The following is a 21,707-nucleotide window of genomic DNA, read 5'->3' on the forward strand; positions in this document are numbered from 1 at the left end:
CAGGGTTTAATGGTCTCATAGAGTGGTAGCCAACCATTCGGATAAGTCGTCCATTACCTGGCTGGCATTGATTTCATTGAGCATCTCGTGACGTCCTTCTGGGTAAAGCTGGCAGGTAACGCTTTTTACTCCACCAGCTTGTAAGACGTCTTGTAATGCTGGCACCCCTTTACCCATCTGGCCGACGGGATCGTGATCACCTGCAAAAAGATAAACGGGCAGTGATGATGGGATCTGAGCCAATCGTTCAGGCTTGGAGATGCCGATCAAGCCCTGCAGGATATCGATCCAGAACTGAGGGCTGCAATCAAACGCACAACGTGGGTCGGCAACATAAGCTTCGACCTGTTTATGATCTCGTGATATCCATTGATAGCTTTTGGTATTTTTATCAAAGTAGCGATTAAATTTGCTATTGGACACCCAAGATAAAAAGGAAGAGGGGTGATCATAACCTTTAATCAAGCCAACGCAGTGAGATAAAAGTTTAGCAGCATAATAAAAGGTTGGTGACTGGTAGTTTCCACCAGACAAGATCAAGGCTTGCAGATCATCGCCATAGCGAATGGCGTATTCAGTTGCCAAAAAAGACCCCATTGAATGTCCAAACAATACCCAGGGTTCTGATTTATGCAAAGTTTGTTGAACCAGCCGAATATCCTGAATAACTTTTGACCAACCCTCTTTATCGGCAAAATGTCCTAGAGGTTCTCGCTCACCGTGTCCTCGATGATTATGAGCAACGATTTGATAACCTTGCTGGTATAAATGATGGATCAAGGGTTGGTAACGACGCCAATGTTCCGTCTTACCATGCAACAATTGCACGGTAGCCTTTGCTGACTCTTGAGGCCAAAAATGCACATCAAACGCTACGCCATCGGCAGCTTCTAATCGTTGTGTGATTACAGGAGGCGTGTGCGGTTGTACATCAATGGTCATAAAGCAATCGCTGTTGTTTAGAAGTCTATAGGTTAACTATCCCAGATCTAATTTAAAATTAAAAGTTTCGTCGCAAATGAGCGGCAAAAAGGAGCAAGCCGCAAGTAAGGGGATTGCTAACAAAGTGGTGTTGTTTTACTCGAACATCGATTATATTGGCGATTACTCGTCATTCATCAATCACAATGCGTGGGATTTTTATGGTTCTTAGCTTGCACGTCATTCTACGCTGGTTGCTCTTGTTTTCTTTTCTTGTTTTGTCTGGAGCGCTATTCGCCCATGGCGTTGATGATAATACTCGCCAGTTCCTCAGCCAGAATCAAGGGGTTGCTATAGGGCCATTTTTATATATTGGCGCCAAGCACATGGTAACGGGTTATGATCATCTGTTGTTTTTAGTCGGCGTTATTTTCTTCTTGTATCGACCAAAAGATGTCGTAATCTATGTTAGCTTTTTTACCTTAGGTCACAGTGTTACTTTGTTGCTAGGCGTTCTATACCAAGTACAATGGAATGCGTATTTGATCGATGCCATTATTGGGTTGTCGATCATCTATAAAGGCTTTGACAATTTAGGTGGCTTTCAGCGTTGTTTTAATTACCAACCTAACACTCGTGTAACGGTTCTTATATTTGGTTTATTTCATGGTCTTGGATTAGCCACCAAACTGCAGGAATTTCAATTGCCTCAAGAAGGCTTGTGGCAAAATTTGCTGGCGTTTAATGTGGGCGTTGAGCTAGGTCAGTTTATGGCCTTAATGTTTATTTTGTTAGCGATAAGCCTGTGGCGTCGCTACGAAAGTTTTCTGAAATTTTCAACGGTAACCAATACGCTACTGATGAGTGCCGGTATGATGCTCGTTGGATATCAGTTGACAGGTTATTGGGTTTATTAATTCTGGAATATCATCTATGAATGAATCTTCGCATCCGGTTCAATCAACAAGAACTCTCTTTAAAGCAAGTATCGCTGCGACCATCATTGCCGTGTTAACTTTAGTATTGGTTATTTTACCTGCTGAGTACAACATCGATATCACAGGATTCGGACGCGCTACGGGTATTAGCCAATTAGCTGCTCCCACACAGGTATCAGCTCCGACTCTTCAATCTTCAGCTCTTCAATCTTCAAAAACGGAAGAAGGAGAAAATGACTATCGCAGTGACACAGTAACTCTGACTATACCTGCTGGTGCAGGCATTGAGTATAAATTTTTTCTGGCGGAATACGGACGTCTGGAATACCAATGGAAGACTAAAAAAGGCCAACTGTATTATGACTTTCATGGTGAGCCAGATGGAGATTCGAGTGGCTTTTTCGAAAGTTATGTCATCGGACGTGATGTGAGTGGCCAGGGCACCATGACCGTGCCTTTTGCTGGTACTCATGGTTGGTACTGGCGTAACGATACGGCTCAAGATATTTTGGTTGAGTTAAGATCCGCTGGTGTTTATAAAGTAGTAGGCTTAAAAAAATAATTTTTATTAGTATTGAGTGCGGCTGGCTGCGCTCTTCATCTCCTTGTGTAATAACTCCCTCGCTTTTTGTGGTGAATCTAATGAATCTCACTACACTCAAGAGTGCGACTAACATTCTCTTTAATCACTTTTTGTGTGATGTCAATAAGCTCTAGTGAGCAAGCTTTGCCAACTATCCTTACCTAATAAAAATAATATGGGACCATAGAAATTTTATCGAGGAACTGCGATATGTTTGGTTTTAACCCTAGAAAGCACCCGAGCCTGCCTCAACAAGATTCCGCCAAGCAGCGAGAGGAAAGAAAACAGCGCTTAGAAGAAACTCGTAATGAATATATCTGGGACGATGCCGTACCTAATGTAGCCGGTGTTCCCATGTCAAAGTTGTTGCCAGATGATGACAAGCCTACTATAGCCTGGTATCTAAAAGTCATTGATGTTGCTTTACAAATTGTCGAAAACGCCATTGCTAATTTCGTCGATGACGACAGTGATGATTACCACGAATGGCAATCTATTCGTAGCCGACTCTCTACTATAAAAGCTGAGCAGCAAGAGCGAGAGAACGCCGATGATGATTCTTGGTTAGAAGACAGTTTAAAAACCGCCAGAGCAGCTTTGTCTATTAGTGTGGGTTCTGCGGATGAAGAGTTAACACGACTGCGTCACTTGGTAGAAAAGTATATTCCTAAGTGGGAGCCTGAAGTTACTCATGAGTTGGAAAGTTATCAAGGATTGTTTGAAACCATTGAGCTGGATCCCGTTGCTCGTGAATTTCAAAACGATGAGGTGTTTGCCTATTATCGCGTTGGTGGTCCCAACCCAATGCTGATCGAGTGCATTCAACAAATTCCTGCGAACTTTCACGTTACGGAAGAGGGTTTTCAAAGCGTTTTACCAGATGATTCTTTGGTCGATGCGCTCAACGAAAATCGGTTATTTGTATCCGACTACAAAGAATTGCAAAACATTGTTGATCATCCAGGAGATTACAAAGGATTGAAAAAACAACTGTTTGCACCTATCGCCTTATTTGTTCGACCAAAGCAAAAAGGCTCGTTGATTCCCGTGGCTATTCAACGCACTCAAAAGTCCGAAGAGTATGAAACTTTGTATGCGGTTACCGACCCTGATCATGTTAACTACTGGCCTTGGCAGACAGCAAAAAGTATTGTACAGATGGCCGATGGAAACTATCACGAACTATTTGTCCATTTGGCTCGCACTCACTTGATGATTGAAGCGTTTGTGGTAGCAACACGTCGCCAGCTCGCAGATACTCACCCTATTAATATATTGTTGCTACCTCACTTTGAGGGAACTTTATCCATTAATAAATCGGCAGCATCTAGCTTGATTGCTGAAGGAGGGCAAATCGATCATCTTTTCGCAGGTAAGATAGAGGTAACGCAGAAGTCAGCTGGTGCCGATCGGTTAGCTTATGACTTTTATGCCAACATGTTACCAGAGAATCTAAAACGTCGAGGGTTGAGCGATCCTGAAGTTCTGCCAGACTATCCCTATCGTGATGATGGTTTGTCTGTGTGGCGGGCTATTCATCAATGGGTGACTGATTATTGTGGAGTTTACTACACAAATGAAGGTGAGCTGGTTGAGGATTATGAATTAGCGGCCTGGTGCGATGCCTTAATTAATGAAGGGAAAGTCGTTGGGTTCAAGCCTATTAAGTCCATCGAGCAGTTGGTGGATGTTTTGACCATGGTTATTTTTACTGCAAGTGCCCAACATGCTGCCGTTAACTTTCCTCAAGGTTCTCTGATGACTTACGCACCTGCTATTACTGGCGCTTTATGGGGACCAACGAATCCTGCGGGTAACAATGAACAGGAGTGGCTTGCAACTCTGGTTCCGATGAAATTGGCATCAGAGCAACTTAACTTTCTACATTTACTTGGTGGCGTTTATTACCGACCTTTGGGCGATTATTGCACCAATGACTTTCCTTACCGAGAGTGGTTTAAGGATCCCAATATTACGGGTGAAGGTAAGGCGTTGGCTAAGTTTCAACAGCAATTGAAAGTCGTAGAGCAAGAAATTAATCAAAGAAACAATAACCGCAGTTTAATTTACTCTTACTTACTACCGAGTCGGATCCCTCAGAGTATCAATATCTAGGTTCGGATGTGAAACCACCACGGCTGCCAAGGAAGGTTGCCGTCACACTTACAAAGACTTACAAAGCCAAATCCTTAAGTATGCTCTAATATATAGGATTAGGATTCAGCATAAATTGTTGTTAAATATTGATACAGGTGATTGAGTTTTTTGTTATGTCTGATGTGCAGCCCTTAATTTACATTGTCGAAGATGACCCCGATATCGCTCGCCTTACCTCGATGCTGTTGGAGTCAGAAGGCTTTCGCTGCCAAACATTTGAGTCTGCTCACCTGGTGATTGATACTATTAAGTCTGCACCGCCTCAGGTGGTGATTCTGGATGTGATGTTGCCCGATCAAAACGGCGTCGATTTGTGTGCTGAGTTAAGACGTTTTTATCAAGGGGCGGTTCTTATGGTGACAGGATGTGATGACGACATCACTCAATTGGCTTCCTTTAACAAAGGAGCGGATGACTATGTTATCAAGCCCATTAAGCCCCATTTACTGCTAGCTCGTATACGTGCATTACTCAACCGCACCGCGAACCAATCTTTAACGTCGGATGATCGCTTGCATTTTGCTGATCTCACCATTGATTGCCAAAAAAGAGCGGTTTTTGTGGCAGAACAAGAACTGGATATTTCATGCTCAGAGTATGACATTCTTATTTTGTTAGCGAACCACGCTGGCGAAATTGTTAGTCGCGAACACTGTTGCGAGGAGCTCAGAGGCCTTGCTTATGACGGTCTGGATCGGTCAATTGATATGCGAGTATCCAGTTTAAGGAAAAAACTATCGGCATTTTCCAACCATCAGAAACGAATTATTACCGTTCGTGGCCGCGGATATATGTGGGTGAACGAGTAGTTTGTATGCGCCGAATAAAAAGCCTTTTCTGGCAGTTGTATCTAAGTATTCTGCTCTCCATAGCTCTTGCCATTGGTCTTTTTGTTGGCCTACTCATGGTTTGGGATTCGCAAACCAGCTATCAGGATTTTCATCGCGATACTCAAGCCGTTGCAACACCAATTTTAAGCGAGTGGCATCGCAAGGGTAAGGTAGATTCTGAATTGTTGGAACAGGTGGGAGAAGAGTCTTTTTTTCATTTGGCCATTGTTGCTCAAAAACAATTAGATTCACTCTTAGAGAGCGCTGAATATATTGAAACCGTTAGAAGCACACGATTGTATCAAAAAGAAGCAAGTGAACAGATGATATCAGTTCGCAAACTGTCTGGAGCAGAACGTTGGCTGGTGATCTCTGACATAGAACATGATCCTTATGCAGAAGGTATGAGCCGTCAAATGCAAGAGGAGCTTATACAGGAAGCCGAAGACGATGATCGCCAACAGTTGGCTTTGCTACTCATGACGATCATGTTTTTTACTGTGTTGAGTGTAGTACTCTTATGGCAAATAAAACGCCTTAAGCAAACAACCGATGCGCTGATTGCCACCAGCCAACGATGGGCAGAGGGGGATTTTTCGGCCAAAGCCAACGAAAATATTCCATCGCCTTTAGACAGTCTGGCAAAAAGTTACAATAACATGGCAACCGCACTAGATATTGCCATGGCTGAACAGAAAGTCATGACTCATGCTATGTCTCATGAATTGCGTACGCCGTTAAATAAAGTTCAGTTGGCAGTGAGCTTGTTGGAGCGTAAGTATCCGGAGTTAAAAAATGAAGAACTGCGTATAGACTTGGAGCGGTACGTTGAGGAGTTAGAGCAGTTAACCTCACAAATGCTTACCTATGCACGTTTTAATGCCTTGAGAAAAAACAGTGTCAGTGATCTTGTGAGTTTTGCTCATCTGGTGAAGGAACGTGTACAAGCATTAGAGACTCTTTATCCCGACAAAAGTGTTGTGTTAAAGCTTCAAGATGTGATGGTCGTAGGAGAAGTCTTCCCACTACAAATCATGATTGATAACTTGCTGAGAAATGCCCTTAAATACAGTCATCAATTTGTTAAGATAGAGTTAACGATTGATGGTCAGTACGCCTTGTTGCAGATGGTCGATGATGGTCAGGGTGTTGCGCCAGAATATCAATCTTCTATTTTTTCTCCATTTTATCGAGTTGATGGAAGCCGTAACAAAAGCAGTGGTGGCTTTGGCTTAGGGTTAGCCATTGTCGATGCGATTGTTCGACAACATCAGGGTGATATTCAAGTCGAAAGCGAGGCTGGTAAGGGCTTTTGTATAGGCATTAGATTGCCATTGAGTAACAAAGATACAACCGCTTATTAATTATCCTTGTATGGTGACTGAGAATATTTAATGGTCATTATGCGGCCCAGAGCTTTGCTGGTTCTGAGCGTTAGAATTTGATTTCACGACTGTAACCAAAGAAAACGGTTCAATTGAGTTTGTTGTCTTTAGAAGGCAGCAAGCTCAGCTGCCGAAAGGTTGATTTGCTGGTATCATGGACGAATAACTTAGTAACACGCAGTATTCATGACTCAGGCAATGATTAATCTTGGCATTCTGGCCCATGTCGATGCGGGTAAAACCACATTGACTGAACAAATTCTATTCGCTGCGGGCGCTATTCGCCAGGCCGGGAGCGTTGATAAAGGAACTTCGGCAACGGATTCTCTTAGTGTTGAAAGAGAGCGAGGCATTTCTGTTCGAGTGGCTACCGAAACGCTTTATTGGAATGACCATCAGATTAATATCATTGATACTCCCGGTCACGTGGACTTTAGTGCCGAGGTTGAACGATCTTTGATCATGTTAGATGCTGCCGTTCTGGTGATCAGTGCGGTAGAAGGCGTTCAATCGCATACCATTACCTTGTTTCAGGCGTTGCGTAGCTTATCGATTCCCACACTTATTTTTATTAATAAACTGGACCGTGTGGGAGCTGATGTAGATAGGGTCATGGGTGAAATCCATCAAGAGTTGTCTTCTCACGCATTGTTATTGCAGGAAGTGTCTGATACTCAAACCTCGGCGGCCAGTATTCGGCAATATTGGCCGTTCCGATTGGATGCAGACGCGACGGACTGGTCCGAAGCAATTCAACAACAGATTATCGAGCACAACGAAAATTTGCTTGAAGCTTATTTAGATGACCAGACTCTCTCCGTCGATCAGATTTATCAAGGACTGGTTGCTTCGAGCAAAGATGGCGAGATTTTTCCTGTCTTAACCGGTGTTGCTAAACAGTCTATGGGTATTGACGATTTGTTGCAGGCTATGGTGGATTTTCTTCCTGTTGCTAAGACCGATCTAGCTGCGCCTTTGTCGGCTGTGGTTTTTAAAGTTGAGCACGACAAGCAGATGGGCAAGATGGCTTATGTGCGAGTGTTTGACGGGGTGATTCGATCTCGAGATCTGTTGTTGAACTTAACCCAACAAAAGGAAGAAAAAGCCAATCAGATAAAGCGAGTCAGTCGTGGAAAATATGTTGATGTCAGTGAGATAAACGCAGGGGATATTGGTGTAATCAGTGGCCTTGCTAGTGTTCGAGTGGGGGACGTGTTGGGATCAGACTCGGCAGTACCCAAAGCGCATTCTTTAGCGGCTCCTCTATTAACGTTGCAAGTGAAGCCACAAGATATCGCCGACTTTCCTGCGTTGGTTGCTGCGTTTGCAGAGCTCACTGACGAAGATCCATTGCTAGACTACGAGTGGCTGGCTGAGCAGCGAGAGTTGCATATTAAGATCAATGGAAAAATCCAGATAGAAATTCTTGAAGCGATTTTATTAGAACGGTTTGGTTTGCAGGCACAATTTGAAGCGCCGTCGATTATTTATAAAGAAACGCCACTCGCTAGTGGTGAAGGCTATGAATGTTACTGGATGCCAAAGCCCTGTTGGGCGATTGTTACTTTTTTGATTGAGCCAGCAGAAAGAGGCAGCGGTATTCACTATTCATCAAAAGTATCGGTCAATGATGTGGCACAAAAGTATCAGAATGAAATTGCTGCCATTATTCCTGATGCGGTAAAGCAGGGGATTAAAGGCTGGCCTGTGACCGATTGTCGAATCACCTTGATTAAAGGCGAAGATCATAATGTGCATTCGCGACCAGGAGATTTTCAAATCGCTACCCCTATGGCGTTGTTAAAAGGTTTACAAGAAACCGAAACACTGTTACTTGAACCCATCCTATCTTTTACCATTTATTCTCCGTTAGAGTTTTTGGGGGATATCACCAGCGATATTGTTAAGATGAGAGGGCGCTTTGATGGTCCTGAAGTTAAAGACAATAAAGTGATTATTCATGGTCATGTACCCGCAGCAACGTCGTTAGATTATGCTGTAGACTTGGCTTCGCTAACGGGTGGAAAAGCCAAGATGACGACCCAGCTGGATGGTTATGAGCCTTGTACATTAGAGCAAGGTAAAGTGACGGAATACCGAGGCATTAGTCCGTTAGATAGAGATAAATGGATTCTAGCTGCTAGGGGTGCTCTGAAGTAGAGTCGTCTTTGCGCTTTGCTTTATTTCTTTTCTTTCTCATTTGTTCTTTCTGATGAAGATGGGCCTGATACTCTTTTCTTATTTCTAGTGCTGGCGCATTTAACAATGCAGAAAGCTTATATTCTTTGGTGTTTATACAAAGAGATATTAGCTTACCTTCTTTGTCGCCAGCATTGTAGTCAGCATTAATTTCGACTTTATCTTCCAGTGATGGATTCAGTGTCAGGTATGCTGTATAAAAATCACCGAGATATTTTATTGTTTTACGATAGCTCACGTTGATCACAAAAACATCATTCGCTTTTACAGTAATTGAACTTAGAAAGAAATCTTCTTTCTTCACATCTTTCATTGGGAAGTTTATTTCGTAAACATTCATACCCTTATTAGAGATATCCTTAATAATAGTAGCGAAGGGAGTGAAAGACTCTGAAGTCGGTTGGCCGCAAGATAAAGTACTAGTACTGGCAATACAAGAAATTAAAGAAAGAAGTATTAAGTTGGTCTTCATAGAGCACTGCGACGGCTTATGTGTGTTAATAAGTTATTAGTTTAGCCTAGTTAAATTGATATTTCTCAATGGTATTTTCGAAGTGTTAAGGAGCAAGCATAAGCAGTATTCCCTTCAACTTAGAAGCCTCTTTCGGAACAAAAGAGGCTATTAAGCTCTGCTAATTCGCTGCTCCTTGCGGCACCGTGTTATCCGTTGATTCTAGCTGCTGATGTTTTCCCAATTCAATATCAATACGCTGCGACAAAACCAGAGAGAAAGCGGCCATGATAGCTCCCGCCAGGAACACTGCGGTAGGACTGGTAAGCCACAAGATCCCGAATGAAGCTGGAATCACTACGGCAGCAATATGATTGATGGTAAAACTCACACCAGAGGAGGAAGCAATGTCTTCCGGTTGTGCTATTTTTTGGAAAAACGTTTTAATAGCAATGGCCATGGCAAAGAAGATATGGTCAACAACATACAAGCCTGCTGCCACATAAGGATCTTGTACAAAAGCGTAACCTGTAAAAACCAGTATTAGTCCTATGTATTCAAACGTTAGTGCTTTGCGCTCGCCAATATGCCCAATCCAGCGGCCAATTTTGGGAGCCAGAAAAAAGTTAACAACATGGTTAACAATAAACAGTAAGGCAATATCCGCTGCGTCATAACCGAACTTTTCTACCATCATAAAACCTGCAAACACCATAAAGATTTGGCGTCTTGCACCACTAAGAAACGTTAAGGCGTAAAACAGCCAGTACTTTTTTCTTACGACGAGTTTTTTGTGCTGCTCGACGGTGTTTTCAAATTTTGGAAATGCTATCCATAAATAAAAGAAAAGCAATAAGCCCGCACCACCAAAAATGGCATAAACAACCGAGAATTCTAAAGCAAACAAGGTAAAGAAGGTCCACACCATGCCGTAAGCAATCAGAGAGGTAAGGGATTTAATGGAGATGATCTGGCCTAACACTTTGGGGGCTTCTTCTTTATTAAGCCATTGCAAAGATAAGGAGTTATTGATGGTTTCGAAATAGTGAAAGCCTATCGACATCAATACGGTGGTGGCGTACAAACCTATTTCAAAAGGAAAGAGTCCAGTTAGCGCAACGCCGATGCTTAGTAAGCAGAGAGATATTAAAGCCAGAGTTTGCTCAGAGATAACCAGCAGCAGAAAAACAGCGGTAAAGGCCAGAAAACCAGGCACCTCACGTAGACTTTGCAACATGCCTATTTCGGCGCCAGTAAAAGCTGCCTGCTCAACAACGAAGTTATTGAGTAAGGCGGCCCAGCCTGCAAAAGTGAGTGCCATTAGTACTGATGAGATAACAAGAAAGGCTTTTTTGTCTCGAGATAATAGTGATTTCAACATAATCAAAGAGATTGCTATTGGGTTGTAAAGTCATTATATCTTGTGTTAGATATGTCTTCTTTCGCAAATCTGACAGAATATTTATCAAATCGGACATATTTAAAGTCATCTCTGTCGTGCTATAAAAGGTAAAGGAAGCAGTACATTGACTCATTCATCCCCTCACACTGATGTCCCTGTATGGACAAAAGGCCGCTGGAAGAACGGCAAATTGCTGCGGCCAGTGATTGCCCGAGTGTTGGATATGCCAGAGAATTTCGATGGGGCGCTTCACCAACATCCCTGGGGCCAGTTAGCTTATGCGTCTCGGGGCATTATGAAGGTGAATACACCTGGTGCTGATTTTATTATTCCTCCCGAACGAGCTGTTTGGTTGCCAACCTATACGCCTCATTGTGTTTCTACCCGCTATGGCGTGAGTTTTCGCAGTCTTTATATCGATAACCCTTTAGCGCTCAAGCTTCCTGACCGAACCACATCGCTCAATGTGAGCCCTTTGCTACGGGAGTTGATATTGGAAGTCACTCATTGGGGCGATGATTATTTGATCAACGAGGCCAATGAGCGATTGTTGCAGGTACTCGTCGATCAGATAGAAAGTGCTGACAGGGCACCGTTATTCTTGAAAGCTCCTGGTGACAAGCGTCTATTGACGATCACTCATCGCCTTAATCAGACACCTGCCGACAACACATCTTTAGAAGAATGGAGCCAGCGGATAGGGGCAACATCACGAACACTCAATCGTTTGTTTAAAAAAGAAACCGGAATGGGTTTTGTAGAATGGCGCCAACGATTAAGAATTTTGTATTCTATGGAACGCATCGAGCGTGGAGAAAAACTCACCAGCATTGCATTGGATCTGGGTTACGAATCCAGCTCTGCGTTTATTACTGTATTCCGTAAACACCTGAATGCTTCTCCTGGTCAATATTTAAAAGCTGCCAAGGACTCGAAAGGAACTTTGTATACGCCGTCTGATACCACCGAGTTAGCTGAATAGTGCTATCTCTTTTTGTGATTGCTGGCGACTTTTTTCTCTGATTAGCTACTACATTTTGGTAATAAACTATACTACTAGTTAAATTATCTCACTTAACTAAATTGCATAAATGGAACTATTAAACACCTTTGATACTTTCATTGAAAAAGTACCCTTTGGCGTCAGTATAAATACTCTAGATGGTTACTACGTTCGTGTGAATTCGCTCTTTTGTGATATCTGTGGATACACTCAAGAAGAGTTGCTAGAAATGAACTTTGGCCATATCACTCACCCCGAAGATATTGATGAAAATTTTTCTTTAGATGAAAAGTTACTCGGAGGCGAGCTTCCTTATTATCAATTTGCTAAGCGTTACATCACTAAGGAAGGGGAGCAAAAGCATGTATTGTTACAAGTGTCTTTGATCAAAAACGCAGAAAAAGAAGCACAGTATTACTACGCTCAGGTCATGGACATTACAGATTTGAGTCAGTCATTAAATCGTCCTAATGCAGATAATGAATATTTAAAGTTAGACTCATTTGTTCCGTTAGAGCAACGTTGTTCTAATATCTCCTATGAGATCTTACGCTTGTATCGTCAGCAAAACTCTCGCAAGATAGCGCACTTAAGTCACATCGCCCATGAACTTAAAAACCCGCTGAATGGTGTCAAAGGGTTGGCTAGCCTCATGAGAAGTAGTTATGAGAGTGGCAATGCAGAAGAAGCCGAGACTTATTACTCTATCTTCTGTCGTAGTTCTGATCTACTTGAACACATTGTTAATGAACTGCTCGATCTTACCTATATTGAAACAGGCAACTTAAAACTGAATCTCTCGCAAGTTGATGTTGTGAACTTAGTTAAGCTCGTGGTTCAAGCCTTATCAGAAATGGCAGAAAGACACAGCGTTGAATTAAACTTGCATTGTGATCTCGAATCGCTAGTTGTTGAGTCTGACGAAGAGAGACTTTGGGAAGTCATGGCCAACCTGGTGAGTAATGGCATTAAGTATACCGAGCAAGGGAATGTCGATGTGTATCTGGATCAAAAGGACAATGGCCCTTGGACTTTTAAAGTAAAAGACACTGGAATCGGTATTGCCGAAGAAGACCTGGAAGCCATTTTTGACGAATTCCAAAAAGTGCATAGCAGTTTAAATAAAGAAGTCGATAGTACCGGATTAGGTCTACCCATCACACGTCGATTAGTTACTATGCTTTCTGGTGAAATTGAAGTAGAAAGTGAACAGGGCAAAGGGAGTCTCTTTACAGTTACTTTTCCTTGATGGAAGAAAGAAGTAGGAGGCGCAAAGATTGAAGTGTGAAGCTTAGCGGACGATAAGCTAGTTTCCTACACCAAATACTATTGGGGTAACAAACCTATAAGGATCTGTTCTGACGAAATACATAATGGCTTTTTTACTTATCATTTTTATTTCTACTGTTTTAAGCCTAGAGTAGGGACTGGTAATGTTAGACGCTTGTAAATTTAAATTCGTTGTTCGAAAGCAAATATCAAACATATAATTAAGAAGATGCCATCAACCGAGTCAGAGTATGTAACCAGTGCTGTAGTTTTCGTCGTCATTTCCTGAGGTAAGTTATCGAACGGTGTCAAATTACATCGGATCCTTCAAAGATTTGAGGCTTGCCAAACTTACATTTGAACCAATTGAATAAGGTTGCCACAGGTATCATCAAGTACTGCTATTTTTACATTACCTACTACTGTCGGTTCTTGTGTAAAATTAACTCCTTCATCTTTTAAGCGTTCAAACTCGGCGTCTATGTTTTCAACGCTAAATGATGCTGCGGGAATACCATCATTCTTCAAGGCTTCTTTGTATGGTGGAACTGCCGCATGTGCGCTGGGTTCTAATAACAGTTCTGTGCCGTTAGGGTCTTGTTTGGATACAACGGTTAGCCAACTATATTCGCCAAATGGAATGTCTTGTTTTTTCTCAAAGCCTAAATTCTCTGTGTAAAATTTAAGAGCTTTTGCTTGATCATCAACAAATACACTCGTCACATAAATTCTCATGGTTTTCCCTAAGCTTGAAATTTAGGTTTAATCAAATAATAACCCATTAATGGGCAATATCAAATACGGGAAGATGTCTATGGTCATCTTCCCATTGGTAAGTGTTGTAGGTTTTAACTTTTCAAAGGCAAGCTTATTGTGATGGCTAAGCCACCTAGTTGGCTGGTTGATGATGTAATAGTACCTTCATGTGCGTCGATAATGCTTTTGCAGATAGATAAACCAAGACCGGAGCCACCAGTTGCCCGACTACGGGAGGATTCCACTCTAAATAAGCGTTCAAAAATCCTTGGCAAGTCTTCATCTTTTACACCGGGTGCACTGTCTTCAATCACTATTTGCCAGCTTTGCTCGTTGATAGAAGAAGATAAAGCGATGGTGCCAGGTAAATCTGTGTAGGCCATACTGTTATCAACGAGGTTGCTGATGACCTGTTTGATTTTATTCTCATCAAAACTGACATTGGTGTTTGTAGGTAACTCGATATTCTGCTGCCACTGAAAGCCTTTGGCTTCTACAGCATCGCACAGTTCATCAGCCCATTCTTGTAGGTATTGTTCGCAGTCATTGGTTGCGCGGTTAAGTTCTAAAGCGCCGATGTCAGATTGGGCGAGGGCGTAGATATCGCTGATGAGCTTATTGATGTCACCAATTTTGGTCATCAGGCTATCGTATGAAGCATTCACATCCTTAACCAGGTTGTGCTGGAGTGCCTCTACTTTCAACTGCAAAACCGTAAGCGGAGTACGCAACTCGTGAGAAACATCCGCCAGCAGCTGGTTTTTCCTTTCTACCAGCTCAGCCATCATTTCGGCTCGTTCATTTTCCAGTCTGCGTTTTTGGGTTTGTCGGTAAACAAAGAAGAAGGCGATGAAGACTAATAGTGCCAGGCCAGCTATCCAGGCGTTGCGTTCGTAGGTTTTGCGGTCAACCAGAGCGGCTTTAAGTTGATTGTCTTTAGTGAGCAGTTCAATTTTCTTCTCTTTTTGTGCTGTCTGAAAACGGCGTTCCATACGTTCATTGGTTTCTTTGATAGAATGCTTGCTAATTTCTTCTGCAAGCGTATCTGCACGTTGTAAGTGTTCAAAGGCTGTCCAGTGATCACCGAGAAGACTATAGATTTTTGAAAGTAGTTTTTCTGCCGCTCGCTCATCTGGTTTGTTTCCGGTTGATTGGGCCTTTTGTGTTGCCTGCTGGGCCAGCTCTAGTGCTCTATCGTATTTTTCTAGTTTTAGGTAAGCCTTTGATAAATTCAGGGTGACGGTTCGAATAACGATATCGCTTTTTGCTTCATAGGCTAAACTTAGCGCTTTTTCAAAAACATCGATAGACTGATTGGTTTCTTCTAAATTTGATAAGATAAAACCTTTGGCTCTGTAAGTATCGGCAAGCTGTACTTTATCCCCAATTTCTGTAAACAACTGAATAGCAGCGTTGGTATAAGGTATCGCTTTGTTGTACTGATTTTGTCTTGAATAAAATAAGCCCAGGAGACTGTTGATTTTGGCGAATGACCACTTATTATCGGATGTTTTAAAGAAGTTGTAGGCGCTTATAAAGTAAGCTTCTGATTTTTCTATGTTACCTAGAGTTTGGTAAAGTTCACCCAGATTCATTTCCGATGAAGCAATCGCGCTAGGCTTATTAAGCTTTAGATTGATTTCTCTTGATTTTAAAAAGTACTTTAGGGCTTCTTGATGTTCCGTAAGTGCTAAATGAATTGCTGCAATGTTATGCAGAGATTTTGCCACATTTTGAAGATCATTGGCTTGCTCTGAGTGATTCAGGGAGCGCTTATAATGAATGAGAGCTGTAGTGGTATCTCCTTTGTAATAGTAGGCGCTGCCTATCGCAGTTTCTGCACTGCTCATTCGCTTGTGATCATTGATTGTTTTGGCTGCTTTTAATGCAATGTTTGATAACTCTATTGCTTTGTCCATCTCTCCCTTAATGATATAAGCCCAGGCGACGTTGCTGTACAACATGCTCTTTAGTTTATCATCCGGTGATTCTTCTAGCTGCTCAATGCCTTTATTGAAAAAATGGATGGCTACATCGGGCTTACTCAAGCGAGTTTTGGTTGTAATATCCTTTATTTTTATAATTAGATCTCTGCCAGAAAGTCCGGAAAGTTCTTTTTCATAAGTGCTAATTTCTTTTTCATCCGCCGCATGCAAGGATAGACTAAGAAGCAAAGCTATTAAAAGTAATAAGTATTTTTGCATGTTTCTATGAGCCATAAGTAAGAATGTTTTTCACATTGAAGAATATAGCATGAGAAGTAAAAGCGGAAACTCATAGCAATTACTTTTTGCTACTTTTCTGGCTTGAATTAGTGAAGGTAAATTGAAAAAACTTCATGTATCCAAGATAGTACAGCGGGAAATGGGCTGGTAGTCCCGCTGTTTAGATAGTATTGATTTAAAGATTTCTGATTCTAACTTTTTAAAGGCAAGTTTATCTTGATGGCTAAGCCACCTAGTTGGCTAGCTGATGATGTAATAGAACCTTCATGCGCCTCGATAATACTTTTGCAGATAGATAATCCAAGGCCGGAGCCACCAGTTGCTCGGCTACGGGAGGATTCCACTCTGAATAAGCGTTCAAAAATCCTTGGTAAGTCTTCATCTTTTACACCGGGTGCACTGTCTTCAATTACTATTTGCCAGCTTTGCTCGTTGATAGCAGAAGATAAAGCGATGGTGCCAGGTAAATCTGTGTAGGCCATACTGTTATCAACGAGGTTGCTGATGACCTGTTTGATTTTATTCTCATCAAAACTGACATTGGTGTTTGTAGGTAACTCGATATTCTGCTGCCACTGAAAGCCTTTGGCTTCTACAGCATCGCACAGTTCATCAGCCCATTCTTGTAGGTATTGTTCGCAGTCATTGGTTGCGCGGTTAAGTTCTAAAGCGCCGATATCAGACTGGGCGAGGGCATAGATATCACTGATGAGTTTGTTGATGTCACCAATTTTGGTCATCAGGCTATCGTAAGAAGCATTCACATCTTTAACCAGGTTGTGCTGGAGTGCCTCTACTTTCAACTGCAAAACCGTAAGAGGGGTGCGCAACTCGTGAGAAACATCTGCCAGCAGTTGGTTTTTTCTTTCAACCAGTTCAGCCATCATCTCGGCTCGTTCATTTTCCAGTCTGCGCCTTTGGGTTTGTCGGTAGACAAAGAAGAAGGCGATGAAGACTAATAGTGCCAGGCCAGCTATCCAGGCATTGCGCTCGTAGGTTTTGCGATCAACCAGAGCTTTCTTCAATTCGTTGTCTTTGGTGAGCAATTCAATCTGCTTTTCTTGTTGTGCCGTCTGAAAGCGTCGTTCCATTCGTTCGTTTGTATCAGAAATATTTTTTTCTCGAATTTCCTTACTCAGCCCGTCGTAGCGCTTATAATGCTCTACTGACTCTTTAAATTGATTTTGTTCATCGTAGATTCGGGCAATGATTTTTTCGGCGGTGCTTTCATCCAGTTTGTTATTGGTTGAGCGCGAGATTTTTAAGGCGGATTGTGCGAATTCCATAGCTCGGTCATAATCTGCCATTTTTATGTATAGATTAGCCAGGTTGATAGTGACGGCACGGGTGGTTAAGTTGCTTTTTGCTGCTTTGGCGAGAGCCAATGCCTTATTAAACTCTGCCGCTGCGAGATCGTACTTTTCGAAATGAGAATAGATAAGTCCTTGCGAGCGAATAGCTTCTACGATTTGTACTTTGTCGCCATTGGCTTCGAATATTTCTCTAGCCTTGGTAACATGAGGCTGTGCTTTCTCAAATTGTTTTTGCCTAATATAGGCTAAGCCCAACATACTGTTGGCTTTGGCAATCTGCCATTGGTCATCAATTTGTATTGCCATGGCTAACGCACTTTTTAAGTATCTTTCTGAGCTTTCAAAATTCTTTTGATTGGCGTAAATTTCCGAAATATTCAGGTCATTACCAATTAGCTGCTCGTGTTGTTTTGCTTCAACATTCGTTTCTCTTGCTTTTAATAAGTACTCAAGAGCCAGATCATTATCACCGATTGAGCCATAAATAGAAGAAAGATTATGCAAGCCCGTCGCTACATTTTTTATATTATTAGCTTTTTTGGCATAGCTTAATGATCGTTTATAGTGGCTGAGTGCAACACCAATTTCGCCTTTATAATAATAAGCGCCACCAAGGGCTGTTTCGGCCACGCTCATTCGATAGTAGTCGTTGACAGATTGTGCTGCTTCTAAAGCAATGTTGGCGAATTCAACACCTTTGTCCAAATTACCTTTGACCATGTAAGCCCAGGCTGCATTGCCATATAAAAGACTTTTTAGCTTAGCGTCAGGTGTTTCTTCTAGTATCTTCAACGCGCGATTGAAATAGTGGAGGGCAACGTCAGGCTTATTAATACGCGTTTTGGTAGTGATGTCTTTTATTTTGACGATGAGTTTTCTGCCGCTGAGTTTGGACAGTTCTTCGTCATAGGTGGCAATGGCTTTGGTATTTGCTGAACTTGCTTTATTTTCTGCAGATGACGACAGAGCAGAAAAGCTTAAGATGATGACTAATAAAATCTTGTACATACTTTTCTCGAAGGCAAATAGGAAATTAATTTTCTGGTGCGGAATAACGGTAACCAGCGCCATAAACCGACGTTATAACATTAGATGTAAGCCCCAGTGACTTGGCTTTTTTACGAATATTCTTAATATGGCTGTCGATGGCACGATCAGAAATATCTCGCATATCGGGGTAGGCCAGATCCAGGATATGCTGTCTTGAATATATTCTTTCGGGATGCTGATAAAGAAGGTTAAAGAGTGAAAACTCAAGATTGGTTAATTCCACTTCGTTACCTTGATATGACATTTTAAAGGTGTCTGTGTTTAAGGCAAAAGGTGATTGAGGGATGTCTTTTTGGGTGCGGCGTAATATGGCTTTCATGCGCAAAATAAGTTCTATTGCGCTAAAGGGCTTGCACAGATAATCATCGGCTCCGGCTCCAAGGCCTAATAGCCGATCGATTTCTTCAACCTTCGCCGTCATCATAATGATGGGGACACTAGAAAACTCACGAATTTTTTCGCAGCAAACTAATCCATCTTGGACGGGCAGCATAATGTCCAGAAGAATGAGATCGGGCTCTTGCTCTTTAACTGTTTGTACAACATGTTCACCAGTGGCTAGATGTTGTACATTAAAACCGCTGTCTTCAAAAAAGACTGATAAATTTTCTACAATTTCGAGGTCGTCTTCAACGAGTAGAATATTCGACAAGGTCTTTTCTCACTGTTCGTAAGTACTGATCTGTTAACTATAACCTAATCCTGTGAGCTAAGAAACTTATCTAAGTGATCGCCTGATAACTGACTGAATTCTTAAGATCAATTCTTCTGTACTAAAGGGTTTATTGACGAAATCGTCGGCACCGGAGTTTAAACTGGTAATGCGATCTTTAAGAGTATTTCTGGCGGATACAATAATAATAGGTACTTCAGATTCAGCGCGGATATTTTGGCAAACATCTTGTCCGTCGAGTTGGGGGAGTGCCAGGTCGAGTAATACAACGTTAGGTTTAATGCCTTCAAGTAAGGCAGAGGCATTCATACCATCTGTGGAGTGATGAATTTCGTATCCTTTGTGTGCTAATAGCTCGGTGAGAGGCGCTGCAATCTCAATGTCGTCTTCGATCAGTAGAATTTTATGCATGAGTGGCGTTGATTATAAGAAATGTTGCTGAATTACAACCACACAATGTGGAGAAAGTATGGATATGTGAAAAATAACACTTATTGAGATTGTTTGATTTGTTTTTTATTTAACTGTCTCGACAATCTCTATGGAAAAGATTAATGGCTAAAGCACCTGAGTGAATACGTGAATCAAACAGTGCTTCAAACTCAAAAAAGTACTCTGTCGAATTATTCGATGTCATTTTGTCTGAGCTGATAACCCTTGGACTTTGATTATTTAATGTGCCATTAGTATTAAAGGTTAACTGAGCACCATATTGGCCATTCCCTGATATAATGTCGCTGTTTTGTATATCGGCGGGGTAGCTGTTGGTACCAAAGAATAAAGCCCACTGAGTGGATGACTGTTTAAGGAAATATAAAGTGACTGGCGTTTGGCCATTATCAACAGGTAAATCTGCTGCCACCGAAAAGTTGTAGCTAGAAGGGACGGCAGAATTAAATTGACTCATAGCGTGTCGCTCAGCGCCTGCGGGTAAATCAACACTAAGCTCTAAGGTGCATTGGCGAAAATAGTCCTCATCATTGGTGATGATAATACGGCAAGCTGCCAAGGCAATTGTCAGTAGAAAAATTAAGCAGTACTTGATAGGCGACATAGCTACTTACCGGCTGATTATATTTTAAGCAAGTCATTACAATATAACGGATCTGCTTTGCTTGTTCACCAACTTTAACCATCGTATAAAAAATATCTCTGAAAGCCTAAAACTGATACCTAAAGTGTGTTTCTAAGTAATTGAGATTTATTGAAAAAGTTAGAGTGGCCGAATATTACTAGTCTTTGGCCGAATTGTTCTAACAAGAAAACCTTAGTTATGACATTATTCAGCCTCGTCAAACATTGCGAGTAGCTAACCCTGAGTTAAGTGTGATTGGGAGAAGACGCGCAATATAACAGTTGAATGTATAGGTTTATTTTATATGAGAAAGTGTCTTATTGGATTATTAGCTGCAGTCAGTCTAAGTAGTATGGCTGCAAGCACCGGAAAAATAAATTTGGATAATGTGCGTTTGCAGGTTAATGGAAGTGCTCCGGCTAGAGTATTTATCTATGATGTTAAGGTTACTGGGACCAACTGTTCTCGCAATGATATCCCTGTGATTTTATTTGATGAGGCCAATGGTCATCTTTTAGGTGAAGAAATGTACTCAACTTTATTGTCAGCAAAGATGGCTGGTAAGCAGGTCGATATTACAACAAATGGATGCTGGCACAACGGTACTTACCCCATTGTAGGCTCTGTTTATGTCTTTTAAGGGAAGAGTCAAAGAAGGGATACTTCAGATTCTAGCACGGTATTAGTGTTATCTCGTACGAGAGCGATAAGATGATCTGACAGTACAAATTCAAAGAAACTTTAACTATTCAACAGGACAATTTATGAAAAAACTGATTGCCTCCGCGTTGTTGCTATTGCAAGCCAGTGCTTATGCCAATAAGCCGACTTGTCACTCATCTAATGGCGGATATTGTAGTTATACTGGGGAAGTTGCTCGAATCTATGTTAACAAGTCTAACTTAATTTTGATGTACTTCGACACTTTAATGGATGTAGACGAATGGGAAAAAGCAGGATTAAGTGCTCGGCAAACGGATGCGACCATTGTATCTCTTAGTGATAGCCCAGAATTTGCCAAGTTGTTTTATTCAACAGCTTTAGCTGCACAAGCTAGTGGTCGACAAGTGCAAATTCAAATGCGCGGCGTAAAAAATGGTTATCTTATGGTCGATAGGATTTGGTTGGCGCAATAGTATTAAAGTGATTGTCAGCGAAAGCTGTTTATACAAATATCTTTTGAGGCCTGTTTTTCCATATTGGAGTCAGTCTCTTAACTCCGATGTTGTGCAGTGAAAAGTTGTGTTTTTATCAAAGAAGATAAGCTGTACTATAAGGTAAGGGTATCTGCTGCAAATAAGGAAATCGGTATGCACGGATATGGGTGCGAAATTATTCCGTTTTGGGGTGGCACTAATACTCGACCTACTGTTTCAGAGCTGTGGGTTATCAATTAAGCTAATCAGGGTGTTAGCTCAAATGCTTGCACCCTACGGAGCACCCTAAAGAAGACTTATGCTCTCCTTTTAGTATCAAA

General features: G+C 41.7%; 20 protein-coding genes. 11 read left to right on the forward strand and 9 right to left on the reverse strand.

All coding sequences use genetic code 11. The features are described from left to right. Positions 1-15: 15 nt before the first annotated feature. Positions 16-942 (reverse strand): alpha/beta fold hydrolase, encoded by a 927-nt coding sequence (locus NH399_RS07970; protein WP_253038522.1) that lies wholly within the window; start codon positions 940-942, stop codon positions 16-18. A 76-nt stretch (positions 943-1,018) separates the two neighbouring features. Between NH399_RS07970 and NH399_RS25465 the strand changes: the two genes are divergently transcribed. The 7 genes from NH399_RS25465 to NH399_RS08000 all read left to right on the forward strand — a co-directional run bounded on the left by NH399_RS25465 (position 1,019) and on the right by NH399_RS08000 (position 8,974). After that, positions 1,019-1,153, forward strand: coding sequence for a hypothetical protein (locus tag NH399_RS25465; RefSeq protein WP_256489366.1), 135 nt, complete (start codon positions 1,019-1,021; stop codon positions 1,151-1,153). Beyond that, on the forward strand, positions 1,143-1,838 hold the full coding sequence (locus NH399_RS07975; RefSeq protein WP_253038524.1) for a HupE/UreJ family protein: 696 nt from the start codon (positions 1,143-1,145) through the stop codon (positions 1,836-1,838). The genes NH399_RS25465 and NH399_RS07975 overlap by 11 nt, the downstream gene beginning before the upstream one ends. A gap of 16 nt (positions 1,839-1,854) precedes the next feature. Next, positions 1,855-2,421, forward strand: coding sequence for a hypothetical protein (locus NH399_RS07980; RefSeq protein WP_253038526.1), 567 nt, complete (start codon positions 1,855-1,857; stop codon positions 2,419-2,421). Positions 2,422-2,652: 231 nt separating this feature from the next. Beyond that, positions 2,653-4,557, forward strand: a complete 1,905-nt coding sequence (locus NH399_RS07985; protein WP_253038528.1) for a lipoxygenase family protein — start codon at positions 2,653-2,655, stop codon at positions 4,555-4,557. Between the two features lie 155 nt (positions 4,558-4,712). After that, a complete protein-coding gene (locus NH399_RS07990) occupies positions 4,713-5,408 on the forward strand; it encodes a response regulator transcription factor (protein WP_253038530.1) in 696 nt (231 codons plus the stop codon). Positions 5,409-5,413: 5 nt separating this feature from the next. Continuing rightward, positions 5,414-6,793: a HAMP domain-containing sensor histidine kinase gene (locus NH399_RS07995; protein ID WP_253038532.1), complete on the forward strand. Its 1,380-nt coding sequence runs from the start codon at positions 5,414-5,416 to the stop codon at positions 6,791-6,793. A gap of 207 nt (positions 6,794-7,000) precedes the next feature. Beyond that, entirely contained in the window at positions 7,001-8,974 is a 1,974-nt protein-coding gene (locus NH399_RS08000; RefSeq protein WP_253038534.1) for a translation factor GTPase family protein, read from the forward strand. Here NH399_RS08000 and NH399_RS08005 read toward each other — a convergent pair. Both NH399_RS08005 and NH399_RS08010 read right to left on the reverse strand, forming a co-directional pair. Beyond that, complete coding sequence (locus NH399_RS08005) at positions 8,955-9,485, reverse strand: hypothetical protein (protein ID WP_253038536.1); 531 nt, start codon at positions 9,483-9,485, stop codon at positions 8,955-8,957. The two genes, NH399_RS08000 and NH399_RS08005, sit on opposite strands and share 20 nt — an antisense overlap. 160 nt (positions 9,486-9,645) lie before the next feature. Continuing rightward, complete coding sequence (locus tag NH399_RS08010) at positions 9,646-10,845, reverse strand: MFS transporter (protein WP_253038538.1); 1,200 nt, start codon at positions 10,843-10,845, stop codon at positions 9,646-9,648. Positions 10,846-10,990: 145 nt separating this feature from the next. Between NH399_RS08010 and NH399_RS08015 the strand changes: the two genes are divergently transcribed. Both NH399_RS08015 and NH399_RS08020 read left to right on the forward strand, forming a co-directional pair. After that, on the forward strand, positions 10,991-11,848 hold the full coding sequence (locus tag NH399_RS08015) for a helix-turn-helix domain-containing protein (protein WP_253038549.1): 858 nt from the start codon (positions 10,991-10,993) through the stop codon (positions 11,846-11,848). A 109-nt stretch (positions 11,849-11,957) separates the two neighbouring features. Continuing rightward, positions 11,958-13,118, forward strand: a complete 1,161-nt coding sequence (locus tag NH399_RS08020) for a sensor histidine kinase KdpD (protein WP_253038559.1) — start codon at positions 11,958-11,960, stop codon at positions 13,116-13,118. 371 nt (positions 13,119-13,489) lie between these two features. Here the strand turns inward: NH399_RS08020 and NH399_RS08025 are convergent, their stop codons facing one another. The 6 genes from NH399_RS08025 to NH399_RS08050 all read right to left on the reverse strand — a co-directional run bounded on the left by NH399_RS08025 (position 13,490) and on the right by NH399_RS08050 (position 20,209). Then, positions 13,490-13,873 carry a VOC family protein gene (locus NH399_RS08025; protein ID WP_253038561.1) on the reverse strand — a complete coding sequence of 128 codons (384 nt, stop codon included), beginning with the start codon at positions 13,871-13,873 and terminating at the stop codon, positions 13,490-13,492. Positions 13,874-13,986: 113 nt separating this feature from the next. Next, positions 13,987-16,098 carry a tetratricopeptide repeat protein gene (locus tag NH399_RS08030; RefSeq protein ID WP_253038563.1) on the reverse strand — a complete coding sequence of 704 codons (2,112 nt, stop codon included), beginning with the start codon at positions 16,096-16,098 and terminating at the stop codon, positions 13,987-13,989. A 212-nt stretch (positions 16,099-16,310) separates the two neighbouring features. After that, positions 16,311-18,440, reverse strand: coding sequence for a tetratricopeptide repeat protein (locus NH399_RS08035; protein WP_253038565.1), 2,130 nt, complete (start codon positions 18,438-18,440; stop codon positions 16,311-16,313). Between the two features lie 25 nt (positions 18,441-18,465). Beyond that, positions 18,466-19,134 (reverse strand): response regulator, encoded by a 669-nt coding sequence (locus NH399_RS08040; protein ID WP_253038567.1) that lies wholly within the window; start codon positions 19,132-19,134, stop codon positions 18,466-18,468. Between the two features lie 66 nt (positions 19,135-19,200). Continuing rightward, positions 19,201-19,566, reverse strand: a complete 366-nt coding sequence (locus NH399_RS08045) for a response regulator transcription factor (protein WP_253038569.1) — start codon at positions 19,564-19,566, stop codon at positions 19,201-19,203. A gap of 109 nt (positions 19,567-19,675) precedes the next feature. Next, positions 19,676-20,209 carry a flagellar basal body FlgE domain-containing protein gene (locus NH399_RS08050; RefSeq protein ID WP_253038571.1) on the reverse strand — a complete coding sequence of 178 codons (534 nt, stop codon included), beginning with the start codon at positions 20,207-20,209 and terminating at the stop codon, positions 19,676-19,678. Positions 20,210-20,534: 325 nt separating this feature from the next. Here NH399_RS08050 and NH399_RS08055 point away from each other — a divergent pair, with 325 nt between their 5' ends. Together NH399_RS08055 and NH399_RS08060 are read left to right on the forward strand one after the other, a co-directional pair. Next, positions 20,535-20,870, forward strand: coding sequence for a hypothetical protein (locus NH399_RS08055; RefSeq protein ID WP_253038572.1), 336 nt, complete (start codon positions 20,535-20,537; stop codon positions 20,868-20,870). Between the two features lie 124 nt (positions 20,871-20,994). Then, on the forward strand, positions 20,995-21,366 hold the full coding sequence (locus NH399_RS08060; RefSeq protein WP_253038573.1) for a hypothetical protein: 372 nt from the start codon (positions 20,995-20,997) through the stop codon (positions 21,364-21,366). The last annotated feature ends 341 nt before the right edge of the window (positions 21,367-21,707 follow it).

Source organism: Pleionea sp. CnH1-48, from assembly GCF_024124665.1.
In the GTDB taxonomy this organism is placed as follows: Bacteria; Pseudomonadota; Gammaproteobacteria; order Enterobacterales; family Kangiellaceae; genus JAMXSB01.